The organism is Pseudomonas sp. GW821-FHT09A09, from assembly GCF_059418405.1.
Map to the genome: position 1 here is coordinate 34668 of NZ_JBWKPU010000034.1, position 18865 is coordinate 53532.

The 18865-nt window shown below is 63.5% G+C and carries 18 protein-coding genes; 8 read left to right on the top strand and 10 right to left on the bottom strand.

Going from position 1 to position 18865, the window contains the following annotated elements; genetic code table 11:
• From AC07OV_RS24370 to AC07OV_RS24380, 3 genes are read left to right on the top strand one after another with little or no spacing between them, the layout of a single operon-like run.
• Window positions 1–1020: an ABC transporter permease gene (locus tag AC07OV_RS24370; protein WP_017738565.1), complete on the top strand. Its 1020-nt coding sequence runs from the start codon at window positions 1–3 to the stop codon at window positions 1018–1020.
• Between the two features lies 1 nt (window position 1021).
• Window positions 1022–2626, top strand: coding sequence for an ABC transporter ATP-binding protein (locus tag AC07OV_RS24375; RefSeq protein WP_495093138.1), 1605 nt, complete (start codon window positions 1022–1024; stop codon window positions 2624–2626).
• Window positions 2623–3498 (top strand): AraC family ligand binding domain-containing protein, encoded by an 876-nt coding sequence (locus AC07OV_RS24380; RefSeq protein WP_495093139.1) that lies wholly within the window; start codon window positions 2623–2625, stop codon window positions 3496–3498. The genes AC07OV_RS24375 and AC07OV_RS24380 overlap by 4 nt, the downstream gene beginning before the upstream one ends.
• Here the strand turns inward: AC07OV_RS24380 and AC07OV_RS24385 are convergent.
• On the bottom strand, window positions 3440–4027 hold the full coding sequence (locus AC07OV_RS24385; protein WP_176997814.1) for a LysE family translocator: 588 nt from the start codon (window positions 4025–4027) through the stop codon (window positions 3440–3442). The genes AC07OV_RS24380 and AC07OV_RS24385 overlap by 59 nt on opposite strands.
• 169 nt (window positions 4028–4196) lie before the next feature.
• Between AC07OV_RS24385 and AC07OV_RS24390 the strand changes: the two genes are divergently transcribed.
• The 3 genes from AC07OV_RS24390 (at window position 4197) to AC07OV_RS24400 (ending at window position 6833) form a co-directional block, all read left to right on the top strand.
• The gene (locus tag AC07OV_RS24390; RefSeq protein ID WP_495093140.1) at window positions 4197–5216 is read left to right on the top strand and encodes an NAD-dependent epimerase/dehydratase family protein; all 1020 of its coding nucleotides are present in this window, start codon (window positions 4197–4199) and stop codon (window positions 5214–5216) included.
• A gap of 131 nt (window positions 5217–5347) precedes the next feature.
• Window positions 5348–6190 carry an alpha/beta fold hydrolase gene (locus tag AC07OV_RS24395; RefSeq protein WP_495093141.1) on the top strand — a complete coding sequence of 281 codons (843 nt, stop codon included), beginning with the start codon at window positions 5348–5350 and terminating at the stop codon, window positions 6188–6190.
• 64 nt (window positions 6191–6254) lie between these two features.
• On the top strand, window positions 6255–6833 hold the full coding sequence (locus AC07OV_RS24400; RefSeq protein ID WP_495093142.1) for a TetR/AcrR family transcriptional regulator: 579 nt from the start codon (window positions 6255–6257) through the stop codon (window positions 6831–6833).
• Between the two features lie 6 nt (window positions 6834–6839).
• Here the strand turns inward: AC07OV_RS24400 and AC07OV_RS24405 are convergent, their stop codons facing one another.
• Window positions 6840–8528 carry a phospholipase D-like domain-containing protein gene (locus AC07OV_RS24405; protein WP_495093143.1) on the bottom strand — a complete coding sequence of 563 codons (1689 nt, stop codon included), beginning with the start codon at window positions 8526–8528 and terminating at the stop codon, window positions 6840–6842.
• A 53-nt stretch (window positions 8529–8581) separates the two neighbouring features.
• Entirely contained in the window at window positions 8582–9016 is a 435-nt protein-coding gene (locus AC07OV_RS24410) for a winged helix-turn-helix transcriptional regulator (RefSeq protein WP_494997998.1), read from the bottom strand.
• A 107-nt stretch (window positions 9017–9123) separates the two neighbouring features.
• Here AC07OV_RS24410 and AC07OV_RS24415 point away from each other — a divergent pair, with 107 nt between their 5' ends.
• Window positions 9124–9822 (top strand): SDR family oxidoreductase, encoded by a 699-nt coding sequence (locus AC07OV_RS24415; RefSeq protein ID WP_495093144.1) that lies wholly within the window; start codon window positions 9124–9126, stop codon window positions 9820–9822.
• Here AC07OV_RS24415 and AC07OV_RS24420 read toward each other — a convergent pair.
• Window positions 9812–10696 (bottom strand): NAD(P)/FAD-dependent oxidoreductase, encoded by an 885-nt coding sequence (locus AC07OV_RS24420; RefSeq protein WP_495093145.1) that lies wholly within the window; start codon window positions 10694–10696, stop codon window positions 9812–9814. The genes AC07OV_RS24415 and AC07OV_RS24420 overlap by 11 nt on opposite strands.
• 145 nt (window positions 10697–10841) lie before the next feature.
• Here AC07OV_RS24420 and AC07OV_RS24425 point away from each other — a divergent pair, with 145 nt between their 5' ends.
• The gene (locus AC07OV_RS24425; protein ID WP_176997820.1) at window positions 10842–11279 is read left to right on the top strand and encodes an Rrf2 family transcriptional regulator; all 438 of its coding nucleotides are present in this window, start codon (window positions 10842–10844) and stop codon (window positions 11277–11279) included.
• On the opposite strand, the gene AC07OV_RS24430 is transcribed toward AC07OV_RS24425, so the two are convergent.
• The 6 genes from AC07OV_RS24430 to AC07OV_RS24455 form a co-directional block, all read right to left on the bottom strand.
• Entirely contained in the window at window positions 11276–11905 is a 630-nt protein-coding gene (locus AC07OV_RS24430) for a ribonuclease T2 family protein (protein ID WP_495093146.1), read from the bottom strand. The two genes, AC07OV_RS24425 and AC07OV_RS24430, sit on opposite strands and share 4 nt — an antisense overlap.
• 46 nt (window positions 11906–11951) lie before the next feature.
• On the bottom strand, window positions 11952–12932 hold the full coding sequence (locus AC07OV_RS24435; protein ID WP_495093147.1) for a Gfo/Idh/MocA family protein: 981 nt from the start codon (window positions 12930–12932) through the stop codon (window positions 11952–11954).
• 77 nt (window positions 12933–13009) lie between these two features.
• Window positions 13010–13723 carry a transporter substrate-binding domain-containing protein gene (locus AC07OV_RS24440; RefSeq protein ID WP_495093148.1) on the bottom strand — a complete coding sequence of 238 codons (714 nt, stop codon included), beginning with the start codon at window positions 13721–13723 and terminating at the stop codon, window positions 13010–13012.
• Window positions 13716–16370, bottom strand: a complete 2655-nt coding sequence (acnA, locus tag AC07OV_RS24445) for an aconitate hydratase AcnA (protein WP_495093149.1) — start codon at window positions 16368–16370, stop codon at window positions 13716–13718. Before acnA ends, AC07OV_RS24440 begins: the two co-directional genes overlap by 8 nt.
• Complete coding sequence (gene rocD / locus AC07OV_RS24450; protein ID WP_495093150.1) at window positions 16367–17560, bottom strand: ornithine--oxo-acid transaminase; 1194 nt, start codon at window positions 17558–17560, stop codon at window positions 16367–16369. The genes acnA and rocD overlap by 4 nt, the downstream gene beginning before the upstream one ends.
• 144 nt (window positions 17561–17704) lie before the next feature.
• Window positions 17705–18823 (bottom strand): succinylglutamate desuccinylase/aspartoacylase family protein, encoded by a 1119-nt coding sequence (locus AC07OV_RS24455; protein WP_494997991.1) that lies wholly within the window; start codon window positions 18821–18823, stop codon window positions 17705–17707.
• Window positions 18824–18865: the final 42 nt, after the last annotated feature.

Genomic DNA, 18865 nt, shown 5'->3' on the forward strand with positions numbered 1-18865 from the left:
ATGAACCTGTCCCCCCTCAATCGCCGCCGGTTCGAGCGCTTCAAGGCCAACAAGCGTGGCTGGTGGTCGTTGTGGCTGTTCCTGATTCTGTTTGTGCTCAGCCTGGGCGCGGAGTTGATCGCCAACGACAAGCCCCTGGCGGTGCACTTCGATGGCGACTGGTACTTCCCGGCACTCAAGCGCTACCCGGAAACCACCTTTGGCGGCGAGTTCCCGCTGGAGGCCAACTACAAGAGCCCGTACATCCAGGAACTGCTAAAGGCCAAGGATGCCTGGACCCTGTGGGCGCCGATCCCGTTCAGCTACCAGAGCATCAACTACGACCTCAAGGTGCCGGCCCCTGCGCCGCCCTCGTCGGTGAACCTGCTGGGCACCGATGACCAGGGCCGCGATGTGCTGGCGCGGGTCATCTATGGCTTCCGGGTGTCGGTGCTGTTTGCCCTGACGCTCACCGTGCTCAGCTCCATCATCGGCGTGATCGCCGGCGCCTTGCAGGGTTTTTATGGCGGCTGGGTCGACCTGGCCGGGCAGCGCTTCCTCGAGATCTGGTCCGGCCTGCCGGTGCTGTACCTGCTGATCATCCTGGCCAGTTTCGTGCAACCCAACTTCTGGTGGCTGCTGGGGATCATGCTGTTGTTCTCGTGGATGAGCCTGGTGGACGTGGTGCGCGCCGAGTTCCTGCGCGGGCGCAACCTGGAATACGTGCGCGCAGCCCGGGCCTTAGGGATGCAGAATGGCGCGATCATGTTCCGCCACATCCTGCCCAACGCGATGGTCTCGACCATGACCTTCATGCCGTTCATTTTGACGGGCGCCATCGGTACCCTCACCGCCCTGGACTTCCTCGGCTTCGGCTTGCCGGCAGGTTCGCCGTCCTTGGGCGAGTTGGTGGCCCAGGGCAAATCCAACCTGCAAGCGCCGTGGCTGGGCATGAGCGCCTTTGCCGTGCTGGCGATCATGTTGAGTTTGCTGGTGTTTATCGGCGAGTCCGCTCGCGATGCCTTCGACCCGAGGAAATGAGATGAATCAGGATAATCTGATCGAAGTCCGCGACCTCAGCGTCGAGTTTGTCACCGGCGATCACCACCACCGCGTGGTGAACAACGTCAGCTTCGATATCAAGCGCGGCGAAACCCTGGCGCTGGTGGGCGAAAGCGGCTCGGGCAAATCGGTGACGGCCCACTCGATCCTGCGCCTGCTGCCCTACCCGCTGGCGCGCCATCCGTCGGGCAGCATCGAGTACTCCGGCCAGGACCTGCTGACCCTCAAAGAGAAAACCATCCGCCATATTCGCGGCAACCGCATCGCGATGATCTTCCAGGAACCGATGACCTCGTTGAACCCGCTGCACTCCATCGAGAAGCAGATCAACGAAGTGCTGGGCCTGCACAAAGGCCTGCAGGGCAAGGTCGCCACCCGGCGCACCCTGGAGCTGTTGGAGCTGGTGGGGATCCCCGAGCCGCACAAGCGCCTCAAGGCCCTGCCCCACGAATTGTCCGGCGGCCAGCGCCAGCGGGTGATGATTGCCATGGCATTGGCCAACGAGCCGGAGCTGCTGATTGCGGATGAGCCCACCACCGCCCTCGACGTGACCGTGCAGTTGAAGATTCTTGAACTGCTCAAAGAGTTGCAGGCGCGCCTGGGCATGGCGCTGCTGCTGATCAGCCATGACCTGAACCTGGTGCGGCGTATTGCCCACCGCGTGTGTGTGATGCAGAAGGGTTGCGTCGTCGAGCAGGCCGATTGCGAGACGCTGTTCCAGTCGCCACAACACCCTTACACCCAGGAACTGCTGGCGGCGGAACCGAGCGGTGGCCCGGCGACCAATGAGGTCGGCCCGCCGCTGCTTGAAGTGGATGACTTGAAGGTCTGGTTCCCGATCAAGAAGGGCTTTCTGCGCAACACCGTCGATTACGTCAAAGCCGTGGACGGCATTAACTTCAGCCTGCCCCAGGGCCAGACCCTGGGCATCGTCGGCGAGAGCGGCTCGGGCAAATCCACCCTGGGCCTGGCGATTCTGCGGCTGATCGGCAGCAAGGGCGGCATTCGTTTTGAAGGCCAGCAATTGGACCAGCTCAACCAGCAACAAGTGCGCCCGCTGCGCCGGGAAATGCAGGTGGTGTTCCAGGACCCGTTCGGCAGTTTGAGCCCGCGCATGTGCGTCAGTGAGATCGTTGGCGAAGGCCTGCGCATCCACAAGATGGGCACGCCGGCCGAACAGGAGGCGGCGATCATCGCCGCGCTCAAGGAAGTCGGCCTGGACCCGGATGCCCGCCACCGCTACCCCCATGAGTTCTCTGGTGGCCAGCGTCAACGCATCGCCATCGCCCGCGCCCTGGTGCTCAAGCCGCGCCTGATCCTGCTGGACGAGCCCACTTCGGCCCTGGACCGCACGGTGCAACGCCAGGTGGTGGAATTGCTGCGCAGCTTGCAGGCCAAGTACAACCTGACCTACCTGTTCATCAGCCATGATCTGGCGGTGGTGAAGGCGCTGAGTCATCAGCTGATGGTGGTCAAACATGGGCAGGTAGTGGAACAAGGCGATGCCAAGGCGATCTTCGCCGCACCGCAGCATGCCTATACCCGGCAATTGCTTGAGGCGGCGTTCCTGGTGCCCAGTCCATGACCGCCGCAACGGCCCCGCTCTTCTGGCGTGACCCTGCACTGCCCTTTATCGAAGCACGGGCCATCGCCGACGGGCGCGACGTGACCTACAGCCGCCACGCCCACGAGCACTTTTCCATCGGCGCGGTCACCCACGGGCGCAGTTATTACCACTACGGCGCACAGACATTCCAGATCAGCGCCGGCACGGTGGTGTTGATGAACCCGGGGGATGTGCACGCCTGCAACCCCATCGAGAACGAGCCCTGGTCCTACCGGATGCTCTACATCGATACGCCCTGGCTCACGGACCTGCAACACCAGCTGGGTTTCAGCACCGAGGAAGGTTACAGGCCGTTCAACACGCCCTATATCCAGGATGAGGCGCTGTACAGTTGCCTGCTGGAACTGTACCGGGTACTGGTGGACGAGCACGCCGAACACCTGCACAAACAGAGTGCGCTGGTCAGTTATTTCAGCGACGTGCAACAGCGCCTGAACCCGTCGGGCAAGCCGTTGCGTGAGGTCAATGGCAAGCTGGAGCGCGCGGCCGAATACATCCGTGAACACTGTACCCAGGCGCTGAAGCTGGAAGACATTTGCCTGGCCGCCGAGCTGTCGCCCTCCTACCTGATCCGTGCCTTCAAGCAGTACTACGGGCTGACGCCCCATGCGTTCCTGGTGAACCAGCGCATCCAGTTTGCCCGCGCCCAATTGCGCCAGGGCGAGTTGATCGCCGATGTGGCGCTGGCTGCAGGTTTTGCCGACCAGGCGCATTTCCAACGGGCCTTCAAACAGCATTTTGCGGCCACGCCCGGGCAATACCGTGACGTGCTCAAGCCATCAGTAAATAACCCACACTGGCCACCAGCAACGCGGCCATTGAGCGGTTGAACAGGCGCATGCCCTGGGGGTTGCTCAAGTAGCGACGCAAAAAGGTCCCTGCATAGGCCCAGCACGCCACCGACAGGTAACAGATCACCAGGTAGAGCGCCGCAAACAGCCACACCTGCCGCGCATCGCCATCGGCCACAAACAAGCCCATCCCTGCCACGCAGGCCAGCCACGCCTTGGGGTTGAGCCATTGCATGATCGCGCCATACAGCATTGATGGCGCTGTGGCCGTGCCGTCGGCGTCCAGCCGGCCATCGTCTGCCGCCAGCTTCCACGCCATGTACAGCAAAAAGGCCACCCCGCCCCACTGGATCAATTGCGTCAGGATCGGCCAACGCACCAGCACTTCGTGCAACCCCAGGCCGATCAGCACCAGCAGCAACGTGAAGCCACTGGCGGCACCGAACACGTGCTTCTGGCTGGCGACGAAGCCGAAGCGCGCCCCCGAACTCAGCGCGACCACATTCACCGGGCCCGGCGTGATAGACGTGGCCAGGGCGAAGGCGGCCATGGAAAGAAGAGAGCTCATTGCGGTTCCTTTTAGTCGACGAGTCACGAGGGCACACGTTAAAGCGCCGTCTTCGCGGGGTATTGAAGAAAATAACCCTCTCTGAATTATTTTGTATACAACTGTAGACTTATACTGATTTCAGCCCTAGAGTCAGCCTCACTTCGTTCACACAGGCGGGAGAAAGGTTATGGCTGAGACAGTTCTGGTCACCGGTGGCACGGGCTACATCGCCGGCTGGTGCCTGGCAGGCCTGTTGCAACAGGGTTATCAGGTGCGCGCCAGTTTGCGCAGCCCTGACAAGGAGGCTGGGGTGCGCGCCGCGTTGAGTGGCTTGGGTATCGATCATCACCGGCTGACGTTCTTCACCGTCGACCTGACCCGCGACGAAGGCTGGGACGCCGCGATGATCGGCTGTGACTATGTGCTGCACGTGGCCTCGCCCCTGGGCCTGGACGCGCCGCAACACCTGGACGACATGGTCGCCCCCGCACGGGACGGCACCTTGCGCATCCTGCGTGCCGCCACCGGTGCTGGCGTGCGCCGGGTGGTGATGACCAGCGCCGCCACCGTCGCCACCCCGCCGCTGCAAAGCCCCGACAGCCTGAGCGACGAGACGGTGTGGTTCGACCCCACTGAAACCAACGTCACCCCCTACCGCCACGCCAAGCGCCAGGCCGAGCGGGCGGCCTGGGACTTCATGGCCAAGCACGAGGGGCCGACGACCTTGACCACCGTGTTGCCCGGTGCGGTCTTCGGGCCGATCATGAGGCGCGATACCCTGGGCTCGGTGCAAGTCATCGCGCGTCTGTTGCAAGGCCGCGCCAAGGGCAACCCGCGCCTGGGCTTCGAAGTGGTGGATGTGCGTGACCTGGCCGACCTGCATATCCGCGCCATGACCGCCCCCGCCGCTGCAGGCCAACGGTTCCTCGGCGTCGGCAGGTTCATGTGGATGGCCGAGATTTCCCAGGTGCTGCGCGACCGCCTGGGTGACGCCGCACGTAAGGTGCCCACGCGCACTATCCCCGACTGGCTGCTGCGCCTGTTGGCGCGCTTCGATCCCCTGCTGCGCGGTCTCACCCCCAACCTTGGCCGCGCCCACCGCCACAGCGCGGAAAAAGCCCGCCTGCTGTTGGGCTGGCAAGCGCGCCCGGCGGAGGACACATTGATCGATTGTGCCACTGGCCTGATCGACCACAAGGCGCTTTAGACGCTTTTATTCCATTGATATAGCTGAATTTTTTTCTTTCAGCTGACGATTTTCGATAGGCAAAAATGCGTTTTTGCCGACCAGTGGCGGTGCTAGAGTTCAGCGCCTACTCACTGCAAAAAGGAACCGCCATGTCACGCCGTCTACTGGCAGCTGCCTGCCTGTTGCTGTCTTTTTCCGCGGCCCAGGCCGCTGAACGCTGGGAAACCCTGCCGCCGACACCCGCCCCCGTGGCCGGCGCAAAAACCGGCTATGCCGCGGTCAACGGCATCAAGGTCTACTACACCCGCACCGGCCACGGTTCGCCGGTGGTGCTGCTGCACGGCGGCTTGTCCAACTCGGATTACTGGGGCAACCAGGTCAAGGCCCTGTCGGCCAAGCACGAAGTGATCAGCATCGACAGCCGTGGCCACGGGCGCAGCTCACGCAATGAACAGCCGTACGGCTACGACCTGATGGCCGACGATGTGGTGGCCGTGCTGGACAACCTGAAGATCCCGCGGGCTGATATCGTCGGCTGGAGCGACGGCGCAATCATCGGCATCGACCTGGCCCTGCGTCATCCGGACCGCATCAGCAAGGTCTTTGCCTTTGCCGCCAACACCCAGACCGCTGGTGTAAAAGACGCCGTCGAGAAAAACCCGACCTTTGCCGCCTTTATCGAACGCGCCGGCAAGGAGTACGCCAAGCTGTCGCCAACGCCGAAAGAGTACGATGCGTTCGTCGAGCAGATCAGCCACATGTGGGCCAGCCAACCGAACTGGACCGACGCACAACTGGCAAGCATCAAGACGCCGATCCTGATTGCCGATGGCGACCATGACGAGGCGATCAAGCGCGAACACACCGAGTACATGGCCGCGTCCATCCCCGGTGCCGGCCTGCTGATTCTGCCCAACACCAGCCACTTTGCCTTCCTGCAGGACCCGGCGTTGTTCAATGCCGCGGTGCTGGGCTTCCTCGACAGCAAATAGACCCTGTACCCTGTGGGCGCGCACGACCTGCGCGCCCACAGCCCCCAGCCACGTCAGGACGCCAATGCCCAACCCCACTCCACGACGGCGCAATGCCGCCACCACCCGCGACGCCATCCTGTTATCAGCGCGCAAGGCCTTTGCCCAGTCAGGCTACGACGGCGCCGGCGTGCGTGAAATCGCGGCCGGTGCGGGCGTGACGGCGATGCTGGTCAACCGTTACTTCGGCTCCAAGGAGCAGCTGTTTGCCGAGGTGATCGCCGAGACCATGGCCAGCCCGATCATCCTCACCGAAAACAACCTCAGCGCGCAGAACCTCGGCCGCACGATCGCCACGGCACTGGTCAGCATCACCGAGGCCGGCAGCACACCGCTGGAAGGCTTCCTGATCATGCTGCATTCGGCGTCGAGCAAACGCGCCGCCGTGATCGGTCGCGAACAAGTGGAAAAAGGCCATCAGGCAACCATGGCTGCCGCGCTCAAGGGCGCGCACCACGAAGAGCGTGCGGCATTGGTGATGGCGCTGGTCTCGGGCTTTCAGGTAATGCGCCAGATGCTCGAACTGTCGGCGCTGGCCAAGGCCGACCCGCAGGTGTTGATCGATCTGTTGACGCCGCTGTTCCAGCAACTGGTGGACGGCTGAGCGCGCTTATTTCACAAACAGCTCGCGGTCCCGCGCCTTGACGTGGCCGGGGCTGTAGTACGCGTCGAACCAGGTCTTCTGCCCTGCTGCGGGCGGCTTGGCCAGGCGCAGCGTTTGCAGCGCGCCTGGCTTGCTCGCATTGACCCGGAAGTGGAAGTGATCGAACAGGCGCAGCGCCTCGATCGCATACACCACGGCGATCTTGCGATCTTCGATGCGGATCAGATGGTCGCCGTTGTTCTTCTCACCGCCGCCCGCCAGGTTGGACGAGCCGGTGTACACCGTGGGGTTCGCCCCATTGAAGTCGGTGACCACAAACTTGTTGTGCACCATGTTCCCCGCATTGCCCGACCATTCAGCCTTGAACGGCGCCGGCACGTTGCTGGCCAGGTAGCCGAACGGCAGCAAGCCCACCGAGCCATCCGGCTTGCGCACCGCCAGCTTGCCGGTGCGCTGGGCCACGCCGTAGGAGAACAACGAGCGCTGCATCAGCGTGTCCAGGGCGTCACGTACCTTGCCGTTGATCAGGCTCAGAAACACGATGGAGTACAACACCGAACTGGTGGCCTGCTCGATGCTGGTGGCGATGGGGTCCAGGGACAGCGCGCTGTCGGCGTGGGGCGCGAAGCACAATGAGACTTTGGAACCCGGCTGATCGCGCACCACCCACCATTGTTGCGAGAGCGGGTGCTTGCGAAAGGTGGTGGGCGCCGACCAATAGGCATCGAACACTTCGGCAAACTTGCCGGCCACCGTGGCGTCGTCAAACAGCAGCACGTTATTGGCCTGAATATACAAACCGCGCAGGGCGAAATTGGTCGAGCCGCCCAACACCCGGATCGCCTCTCCCGCGCGCCGCACGATCAGCACTTTGTTGTGTTGCTGGCTGGAGAAATGCAGGCGCTGGATCTGCGCCCCCGCCGCCGTCAGGCGTGCAGCGCTGAGGCTTTCGCAACTGTCGGCGGCGCCCTGGTCACCATGGTCGTCGATGATCGCCCGCAGCCGTGGGCCGAGGCCTTCGAGGCGACGCAGGATGTCGGGTTCCTTGCTCTCGTAGATCAGCGCGTCGAGGGTCAGCTCGGGGTCATTGGCCACTTGATCCAGCACGTTGAGGATCAGCTGTCGCGCTTCGAAACCCAGCCAGGCGTAGTTGCGTTCGAAGGGCGCCATGTCCAGGTCCAGGTAGGCCCGTGGCGCAGAGCCTGGGGGCGGCAGGATGCGGGTTTCATTGTTGAAACGATCGCCGTAGGCCTGGGATGAGGCAAAGCCGCGCGTGAAGCCGATGTTCACGAAGTCGCTGATGGTTTGCGCTTCCAGGGACACCTGGTTTTCCAGGCTGACGCCCTTGGACAACGTGCCGTCTGCGCCCATGTAGCACGCTGTGACGCGGTAGCGGAACACGCCGGGCAGGATCTCGCTGGGCACGTGGATCCAGCGAAATTTCTGGAACGGCGCCTCGGTTGAAGGAAAGCTGCGCGGCTGTTCCGGGGTGGGCGGGTAGTCGAAGTGCAGGCGGTTGTGCAGCACGCCCCAGTGATCGGCGCCGGGGTAGCGCACTTCGATGCTGAACCCGACAAAATCCGGCGTCGCCAGGTCCGGCGCCAAATCGAAAGCCAACAGCGCCGCCCCCTCACCACGGTACAGCTTGAAGGTCAGTCCCTGGAACGTGGTCTTGCTCTCGAAGTCGGCGCTCAAGCGATGTCCTTTGTGCGAAGAGGCGGTGTGTAGAGTCTAGCGCGTGCGCCTGATCAAGCCACTGGGGCCTGGGTGACAATGTCTTCGAGGCCCAGCACGCGACCGTCCTCGGACATCACCTCCACCTTGCGCAATGGCTTGAGTGAACGCGCGTCCAGTACTCGCCGCCCTACCGTCTCCGGTTGGGTGTGGGTTTCGCCCCATTGCGCCAGCGTGACCAGCACCGGCATCAGCGCGCGGCCTTTGTCGGTCAGTTGGTATTCACTGCGTGCGCCCACTTCGCTGGTTTGCAGCAGGCCTTGTTCGACCATGCCCTTGAGGCGCGTGGCGAGGATGTTTTTCGCCACGCCCAGGCGTTTCTGGAAATCACCGAAGCGCGTCACGCCAGCAAACGCATCGCGGATGATCAGCAGCGTCCACCAATCCCCCACCACATCCAATGCGCGGGCGACCGGGCAACCGTCACCTTCCAGGCATTTGCGTTTCATCGTGAGGCCTCCAGGCTGTTAGAAATATTAGGTTGCATTATAGGACCGATGCGCTCAGGATAAAAACAGTTTCATCATTAAACCTAAATCAGCGTACGGAGCTCATCATGGATATTCGTGGAAAAGTGGTATTGGTCACCGGTGCCAATCGCGGCCTGGGCAAAGCGTTCGTGACGGCCTTGCTGCAAGCGGGTGCCGCCAAGGTGTATGCCGGTGCACGGGATGCGGCCAGCGTGAATATTCCCGGCAGCACGCCCATCGCCCTCGACATCACCGACGAAGCCAGCGTGCAGCGCGCCGCCGAGCAATGCAGCGATGTCAGTGTGCTGATCAACAATGCCGGTGCCCTCAAACGCGGCGCCCTGCTGGATGCCGACAGTGTCAAAAACCTGCAGCATCACTTTGATGTGAACACCCTCGGCACCCTGCGCGTGACTCGTGCCTTTGCGCCGGTCCTGGCCAAACACGGCGGCGGTGCGCTGATCAACATCATCTCGGTATTGAGTTGGCTGAGCAGCCCGGGCGCCGGAGCCTACAGCGCTTCAAAATCCGCCCAATGGGGCCTCACCAACGGCCTGCGTGGTGAATTGCGCGAGCAACAAACCCTGGTGATCGGCGTGCACCCCGCCTACATCGACACCGACATGACCGCCGGCATCGAAGCGCCGAAGAGCACGCCGCAGGAAGTGGTTGCACTGACCCTGCAAGGGCTCAGCGAGGGCCGCGAAGAAGTGGTGATCAGTGACATGGGCCACGCAGTGAAGGCGTCGCTGTCCACCGAACGCCCAATCTACCTCAGCCGCTGATCAGCGAAAAATGCGCGCCCACCCCGGCGCGCACGCCCTCACCCACTGCCAAGGCCACAGAGCCTCCGGCGAGCGCCACATCGCCACAGGCAAACACGCCGTCCACCGAGGTCTGGCGTGTTTCGTTGGTGAACAGATACGGGCCCGTGGGGCCATCAACCAACTCGCACCCCAATTGCTCCGCCAGCGGACTGATGCGGGTACGCGACATCGTAAAAATGCCATCGAGCTTGAACACCCGCCCATCGACCAGTTCCAGATCAGCACGCTCGCCGCTGATGCGTTTTACCCCCGCACTTTCCACGCTGACGCCACGCAGTGTCAGTTGCGCCTGCTGCTCGGCATCCGGCGTGAACACGCCGTTGGTGAACAAGGTGGTGCTGCCCCAATCCGGCAACATCAACGCGTGGTGCATCGCCAGGGGTGAAGTGGCCAAGACGCCGATTTGGCCCTGGTCCAGCTCATAACCGTGACAGTACGGGCAATGGAACACCCGCGTGCCCCAGCGTTCCTGCAAGCCTTCGATCGACGGCAAGTCATCGACCACACCGCTGGCCAGGATCAGGCGCTTGGCGCTGAACGTGCCGTTGCATTGAGTGCGCAGGCTGAAACCCTCAGGCTGACGCAGCGCTTCAAGCGCCGTGTCCTGTACCCACGTCACCGTCGGGTATTCCATCAATTGGCTGCGCCCTTCGGCCGCGATGACGGCGGGTGGCTGGCCATCCTGGCCCAGAAAACCGTGGGAGGTGGCCGCAAACCGGTTGCGCCGAAGCCCGGCATCAATCACCAACACCTGGCGTCGCGCCCGTGCCAGTTGCAACCCTGCGGACAAGCCGGCATAGCTGCCGCCTACGATAATGACGTCGAACATCATGGCTGTGCTCTCGCTGTGCATGCGCCCTGGTTGTCCGGGCACTTTCACGACACACCATAAGTTACGTAAAAATACGCCGTCAAGAGTCTCGCAACTTTTTAGGTTACGAACGATACTTTGCGTCGAATCGACCTGAGGTTTTTTGATGAGAAACGACACCCGGCTGTCCCGCATGCTCCACGTGCTGATCCACATGGGCCGCCACGAAGAGCGCGCTACGTCGGACACCATTGCACAAATGCTGGGCACCAACCCGGTGGTGGTGCGGCGCACGCTGGGGTTGCTCAAGGAAAAAGGCTATGTGCGCTCGGAAAAAGGCCACCAGGGCGGCTGGACCCTGGGCAAACCCTTGAGTGAAATCACCCTGCTGGACATCCACAACGCGCTGGGCACGCCGTCGATCTTTGCCATCGGCCTGTCCACTGACCACCCGCAATGTCTGGTGGAGCAAGCGGTGAACGCGGCACTGACGGACGCGTTCGAACAGGCCCAGGCCTTGCTGCTCAAGCGCCTGGGCGATGTCACCCTGGCGCAGTTGGCCGAAGATTTTGACGAGCGCTACCGCGTGGCCATGCTGCCCTAGCGCTGCGAAGGGATGCGGATATCGCCGTCACGGCATTGGCTTTTCACGCTACGCGGGCAGCCGGCGAAGGCCAGGTCTTTGGTCAGGCACACACGCACTTCCGACAGCACCTTGCCTTTGCAGATCACTGCCAGCCCACGGTTGCCCATGCGCGGGTTGCTTTGCCGAAACAACGCTTCGATCTCGCTGGCCTGCAATGAAGGCGGCGTGTTGAACGGCTGCAGCTGCTGCGGAATGACAACCGCGCCCAGCGCTGCATCGGTTTTTTCCAGGTACGCCAGCGGCTCCAGTCCGCTGCAGGTGCCATGCTTGGCCCATTCGTGCCTGAGCAGCGAACGGGTCGGGAACAGCGTTGCGCCCTTGTCGATCTCCTCGCGGCTCAATTGCGATTGCGGCGCACACGAAGCCGGCCACCCTCCCCGTGCGTATTGCGGCCACAAGCCGTGCAACACAAAACCGTAGCCTTTGCCGGAACACTGTTCATTGTCCGGGTGCGACAGGCAAAACGTCGGCGACCATGACAACGACAACACATAAAAATCAAACGCCCCAGGCGTCCCCTGTTCCCGTGGCGCTGCCATCACACTCGTGGCAATCGCCAGCCACATCAACATCCAGTACTTCATCGGTCTATTCCTTGAGAAAGTCATTCACCCTTCCACCCTAGCCCGACTATTCGGGTTGATGGGGGTTACGGAGTAGCACCCGGTCCAGAATCTTGTCGGTTTTCAACGCTTCGATCGCCAGCGACGGGTGTTCGGCCTCGCCACGAATGTGCGCATTCATACCCAGCACGTGATGCCATTGGATATGCGTGTGGCACGGCACCTCCAGCACTTCGTTGGACTCGCCCTCAAGCCGCAACGGCTGGTCGTCGAACACCGAAAACTGAATGCGCCCGCGGCTGCCGATCAGCTCCACGAGGTCTTCGCGCCGGTCCGCCACAAAGTTCCAGCAGCCCATGCCGAGTGCGCCGCTGGCAAAGCGCCAACTGGCGGTGACGGCGTCCTCGGCGGCATAGCGGCCCTCCTGGCGCGACGTAAAACCGGACACTTCGACGATATCCCCGGCCAGGTACTGGAACAGGTCAAAGCCATGGCTGGCGAGGTCGGCAAAGTATCCGCCACCGGCGATGGCCGGATCGGTGCGCCAGTTGGCGGCGCTGGCATCCTCGACGGCGGCGGGCTTGCACAGGGTCCAGGTCACGTGGCGCAACTCGCCGATGCGCCCCTCGCGCAACCAGTCGCGCACGTGCTGGAAGCGTGGCAGCGAGCGGCGGTAATACGACACAAACAGATGCAGCCCGGCCTTCTCGAAGGTGCGCTGCATCAGCGCGCTCTGCTCGGCATTCAACGACATGGGCTTTTCGACACAGCAATGCTTGCCGGCTGCCGCCACCATCAGGGCGTATTCAAGGTGGCTGTCGGGCGGCGTGGCGATGTACACCGCGTCCACTTCGGGGTCATCGATCAAGGCTTGGGCGTCGGTGTAGAAGCGGGCAATGCCATGGCGCATCGCATAATCGCGCACGGCCTCTTCGCGGCGCCCCATCACGGCCACCAGCGCGGAACCTGGCGCTTTGTAGAAAGCCGGCCCGCTCTTCAATTCAGTGACACTGCCACAGCCGATCATGCCCCAACGTACGGTGTTCATCCGTTGTCCTCGTGCGAATTCATCAGTCGGGCAGTATCCACAACCCCGAGGCTCTATGCCACACCATCAAATGCTTCCTACGTCGCCTGTAACTCAGCGCTCTGCCCGCTGGCCAGCAACCCCCGCTTCACACTGCCATTTGCTAACTGCCGTTCGACAAAGGATTTGACGAACGCGGCAGCGGCTGCATGCGCCACCGGTACGGCCATGGCCTGGCGGATGGTCATGAAGTCATCTTCCATCAGACGCCCTGGTTCACCCACGCGGGTTTGCAGAAAATCGCGCACCCCCGCCGCCGCGTCCAGGCCCTGTTCGACAAACCAGTCCACAGCCGCTGCCGAAGTGGGCGCACGCACCAGTTCCGCATGCTGCAGCGTGCGGCTCAGGTACAGGTCATAGGCCGCGCCCTGCCCCACGGCGATGCGTCGGCCCGGGGCATCCAGTTGTGCAACCTGCGTAAAGGGTGAATCAGCCGGCACCAGGTAGGTGCCCTTGATCGCCACGTAAGGCGCACTGAAGGCAATTTCCCGCTCACGCACCGGCTCGATGGCCAGGAACGCCACGCGCCACACGTCCTGCGCCAGCGCGGCAAATACCTTGCCCGCCGCCTCGAACTCAATCAACGCCAGGTCGACACCCAGCGTGTCGGCCAACGCCCTAGCCAGCGCCACCGAAACCCCTTGGGGCTCGCCGTTGGCGCCGCGTTGTGCCAGCACCGGGTTGCCAAAATTGATCGCGGCGCGCAGCACGCCCTGAGGGGCCAGTTGTTGCATGACACAGGGGTCAACCATCGAGCGCTCCTTTTCGGGTCCGTTGCACGGTCTTGCGAATCACAAACGGCAACACGCCGCCGTGCTCAAGGTACCCAAGCTCCTGCAACGAGTCGAGCCGCAAGGCCAATGCACAGCGGGACACACTGCCGTCGGCGCGATCGATCAGCAGGGTGATCGGGTTCTCGCCCACCTGGAGGGTCTCCAGCCCGAGGAACGTCAACCGCTCACTGCCGTCGAGCTGCAAGTCCTGCACCGAAGCGCCCTCGGTAAACACCAGCGGCAACACGCCCATGCCAATCAGGTTGCTGCGATGAATACGCTCGATGCTGCGGGCCACCACGGCCTTGATCCCCAGCAAGCTCAATACCTTGGCCGCCCAATCGCGGCTGGAACCGGCGCCGTAGTTGATCCCGGCAAACAACACCGTCGGCGTGCCCGCGTAGCTGTGCGCTGCCAGGTACAACGGCAAGTATTCACTGTGATCGGCATTCCAGGCCCACACGCCCTGGCGCGGTGCTTGGGTGCGGTCCAGCAGGTTGTTCAGGCCCGGGTTGGTGAAGGCGCCGCGCACCATCACTTCGTGGTTGCTGCGCCGGGTCGAATACTGGTTGAAGTCCGCCTCGGCCTCACCACGCTCGCGCAACCAGGCACCGGCCAGGCTGTGGGCCGGGATGGTGCCGGCCGGCGAGATATGGTCGGTGGTCACGTTATCGCCAAGCACCACCAGCGCCCGCGCATTGCTCAGCGCCAGGCGGTTGACCGGTCGGGGTTGCACACCCGCCAGGTACTGCGGGCGGCGCAGGTAGGTGGAATCGGGGTTCCAGGCAAATTGCACGCTGCCATCGGCCTCCAGCGCCTGCCAATGGTGGGTGCCGCGCCAGAGCAGGTCCTGGCGCTGCCGGAACACCTGCGGGCGCACTACCCGCGCCACTAGCGCGGCCACGTCGGCATCGCTGGGCATCAGGTCGTGCAGGTACACCGGCAGGCCCCGGGCATCCAGCGCCAATGGCTGGGAGGACAGGTCGATGTCGATGCTGCCCGCAATCGCATACGCCACGCACAGTGCCGGCGAGGCCAGGTAACCGGCGGGCACCCGGGGGTTGACCCGGCCTTCGAAATTGCGATTGCCCGACAGCACCACCACGCCCTTGAGCCCCTGCCCGGCAAACGCCTCGACATGCGCCTCCAGGCTGCCGGAGTTGCCGATGCAGGTCATGCAGCCAAACCCCGCCAGGTCAAACCCCAGGGCGGAGAAGTCCTCCAGCAACCCGGCCTCGTCGAGGTAGTCCGCCACCACCTGCGACCCCGGCGACAGCGATGTCTTGACCCATGGCCTGCGCCCCACGCCACGCTCACGGGCGTTGCGCGCCAACAGCCCGGCCTGGATCATCTGCGCCGGGTTGGCGGTGTTGGTGCAACTGGTAATAGCCGACATCACCACCGCGCCATGGGTCAGCGGCGCCTCAAACGACGGCTCGAAAAACTGCTGCCCTGGCTCGCCCTGCACATGCCGGTGGAAGGACGCGCCGGCGTCCGCCAGTGACTGGCGCTGATGCGGTTGATTAGGCCCGGCGACGCTGGGCTCGACCTGCGCCAGGTCCAGTTCGATCAACTCATCGAACTGCGGCTCCGGTTCACCCGCCTGCCGCCACAAGGATTGCGCCGCCATATAGGCCGAGACCTTGGCCAGCAGCGGCGCCGGTCGGGCGCTCAATTCCAGGTAGGCCAGCGTCTCGTCATCGAACGGGAAAAACACCACGGTAGCGCCATACTCCGGCGCCATGTTCGCCACCGTACCGCGCGCCGCCCACGTCAGGTTCGACAGGCCCGGCCCGCTGAACTCGACAAACTTGCCCACCATGCTGCGCTGGCGCAGCAGCTCGGTGACAGTCAGCGCCAGGTCGGTGGCGGTCACACCGGGGCGCAGGGCATTGCTGACGCGAATCCCCACCACCTGGGGAAACGGGATCGGCACCGGCTCACCGAGCATGGCCGCCTGCCCTTCCAGGCCCCCCACGCCCCAGCCCAGCACGCCGATGGCGTTGATCATCGGCGTATGGCTGTCGGTGGCGACCATGCAGTCGGGGTGCAGCAGCACACCGCCGTCGGCGGCTGGGCTTTCCCACACCACCTGGGCGATGGACTCCATGTTCATCTGGTGGATGATCCCGGTGCCCGGCGGGATCACCTTGAAGTTGTCCAGGCTGGCCTGGGCCCACTTGATAAACCGGTAGCGCTCGCTGTTGCGGCGAAAGTCGATGTCCAGGTTGGCGTGCACCGCACCGGCTTCGGCGTAGTGCTCGACGATCACCGAATGGTCGATGGTCAGCACCGCCGGAATCGCCGGGTTCACTGCCCTGGGGTCGCCGCCCAGTTCCGCCACCACGTCGCGCATCCCGGCAAAATCCGCCAGAGCCGGCAGACACGTGGTGTCATGGAACATCAGGCGATTGGGCTGGAACGGCACCTCGCAGTCCGGTCCCACCCCCGTCGCCCGCGCCAGCACCTGCGGCAGGGATGCTGGCGCACACCGGGCGATGTTCTCCAGCAAGATGCGCAGGGAGTACGGCAGCCGGTGCAACTGCGCCGGGGTCAACAGTTGATGCAGGTCGATGTAGGCGTAGCGCTGCTGGTCGACGGTCAGGTGGTTGAGAAAGTCGCTCATAGCGCTGCAAACACCCGCTCGATACGGGCCAGGCCCCAGTCCAGTTCCTCACGGGTAATGGACAGAGGCGGCGCAATACGCAGCACGTTTTCGTGGGTTTCCTTGGTCAGCAGGCCTTCGGCGAGCAACGCTTCGCAGATTGGCCGCGCATCGCGGTCCAGCTCCACGCCCACCCACAAACCGCGCCCGCGAATCTCGCGGATCGACGGGGCGTTCATCGCCTTCAGGCGCTCCACCAGGTACTGGCCCAGCGTCGCGCTGTTATCGATCAAACCTTCCTCTTCCAGCACGCTCAAGGCTTCCAGGCCAACGGCGGCGGCCAGCGGGTTGCCGCCAAACGTGGAGCCGTGGCTGCCGGCATCAAACAGGTCCATCACCGAGTGGTCCGCCACAAACGCCGACACCGGCATGATCCCGCCGCCCAGGGCCTTGCCCAGGATCAGCGCATCCGGGCGAATGCCCTCGTGCTGGAAGGCAAACCACTTGCCGGTACGGCCCAGGCCCGACTGGATTTCATCAAGGATCAGCAAGGTGTTGGTCTCGTCGCACAACTGTCGCAGCGCACGCAGGAAGCCGGCGGGTGGCACCCGGATGCCGGCCTCGCCCTGGATCGGCTCGATCAGCACTGCGCAGGTGTCGGCAGTGATTGCTTGGCGAAAGCTCTCGATATCGCCAAAGCGCGCTTCGGTGAAGCCATTGCAGAACGGGCCGAAATCGGCCTTGTAATCCGGCTCGGAAGAGAAGCCGACAATCGTGGACGTGCGGCCATGGAAGTTGTTGTCGGCCACCACGATTTTGGCCTGGTTCGCGGCAATGCCCTTGACCCGGTAGCCCCAGCGGCGCGCCGCCTTGATTGCGGTTTCCACCGCTTCGGCGCCGCTGTTCATCGGCAGCACCGAATCAAACCCGGTAATGCGGCACAGGGCCTGGAGGAAATTGCCCAGCGGCTCACTGTAGAACGCCCGGGACACCACGCTGATCTTGTCGATCTGCGCCACCGCGGCGGCGCGGATACGCGGGTGCACATGGCCATGGCTGACAGCCGAATAGGCCGACATCATGTCCAGGTAGCGCTTGCCGTCATCGCCAATGGCCCACACGCCCTCGCCCTTGACGATGACCACCGGCAGTGGCGAATAGTTATGGGCGCAGAAACGGTTTTCGAGAGTGATTGCCGGGTTGGAGTGCATGGGGGGTGTCCTGCCAGAAGAAGGTTTATCAAACAATGAAGATCAACTGTGGGAGCTGGCTTGCCTGCGATAGCGGTACATCAGACAGACCGCTATCGCAGGCAAGCCAGCTCCCACAGTGAATTGCATTTCATGGCCGCAAGGTCACGCGCTGAGCAGCTTGCCGCTGCGAATCGGCGTGGCGCCGGAGACCCGGCCCAGCGGGTCACCCGGTTTCACGAAGCGCACATCACGGCGCATGTACAGCACACCGGTGGTCTGGCTGTTGACCGTCACGGTCTTGCCGCTGTGGGGGTCGACGATGTCGAACAACGCCTGCCCCGCCTCGATGCGGCTGCCGACCGCGGCGCGGTGTACCAGCACGCCCGCGCTCGGCGCGTAGAACTGCTCGCTGCCCGCCAGTGGCGTGGCCGGGTTGCGCAGGGCCGGCAAGGGGCGCGGCGTGCCTTCGATGGCGCCGAGGTGGGTCAGGTAATCAATAATGGCGGCGGCGTCATGCTCCGCCAGCTCATAGGACACATCGCGCTGCCCGCGATGCTCCACCGTCACCGCAATGCTGCTGTCGGGGATCGGGAAACGCTCGCCCAGTTGTTCGCGCAGGTTCACCCACAACAGGTACAACGCTTCATCGAAGGAATTGGCCTGGGAGTCGGTGGCCAGCAATGTAGCTTCGGCGCCGATGTAACGGGCCAGGGGTTCGATGGTCGGCCACACCGACTCACCGGTGTAGAGGTGCATCGCCGCTTCGCGGGAGCAATGCAGGTCCAGCACGATGTCGGCGTCATGGGCCAGCAGCATCAGCGTCTGTTGCAGCGACTGGTATTCGTCCACCGGTTGAGCGGCGCGTAGGCATTCGCCCCAGGCGCTGCGGATCAGCTCGCGGTTGGCGTGGATATCCTGGCCCAACTGGTGTTCGACCTTGCCGACAATCGCCTGGTACGGCACCGGGAAACCCCGGTTGTAATTACGCCCGCTGCCCAGTTCAAAACGCCCGCTCGGGGCGCCCATGATGTACTGGCCCAGGCCCGCCGGGTTGGCCACTGCCACCAGCACAACGTGCGCATTCAAGCGCCCGGCACTTTCCAGCGCCACCAGGTGCCGACGCAACTGCGCGGCCACCAGCATCGCCGGGGTTTCATCGGCATGCAGCGCCGCCTGGATATAGATTTTTCGACCTGCACCCGCCGCGCCGTAATGCTCACTTTCCACGTACCTGTGGGTGCCCGGTGTCGCTTGCAGCAAGGGGTGTTGATTAAGTTTCATAAACCGGAAATCTCGATATTCGAGTGATGGACGCTGAAGAAA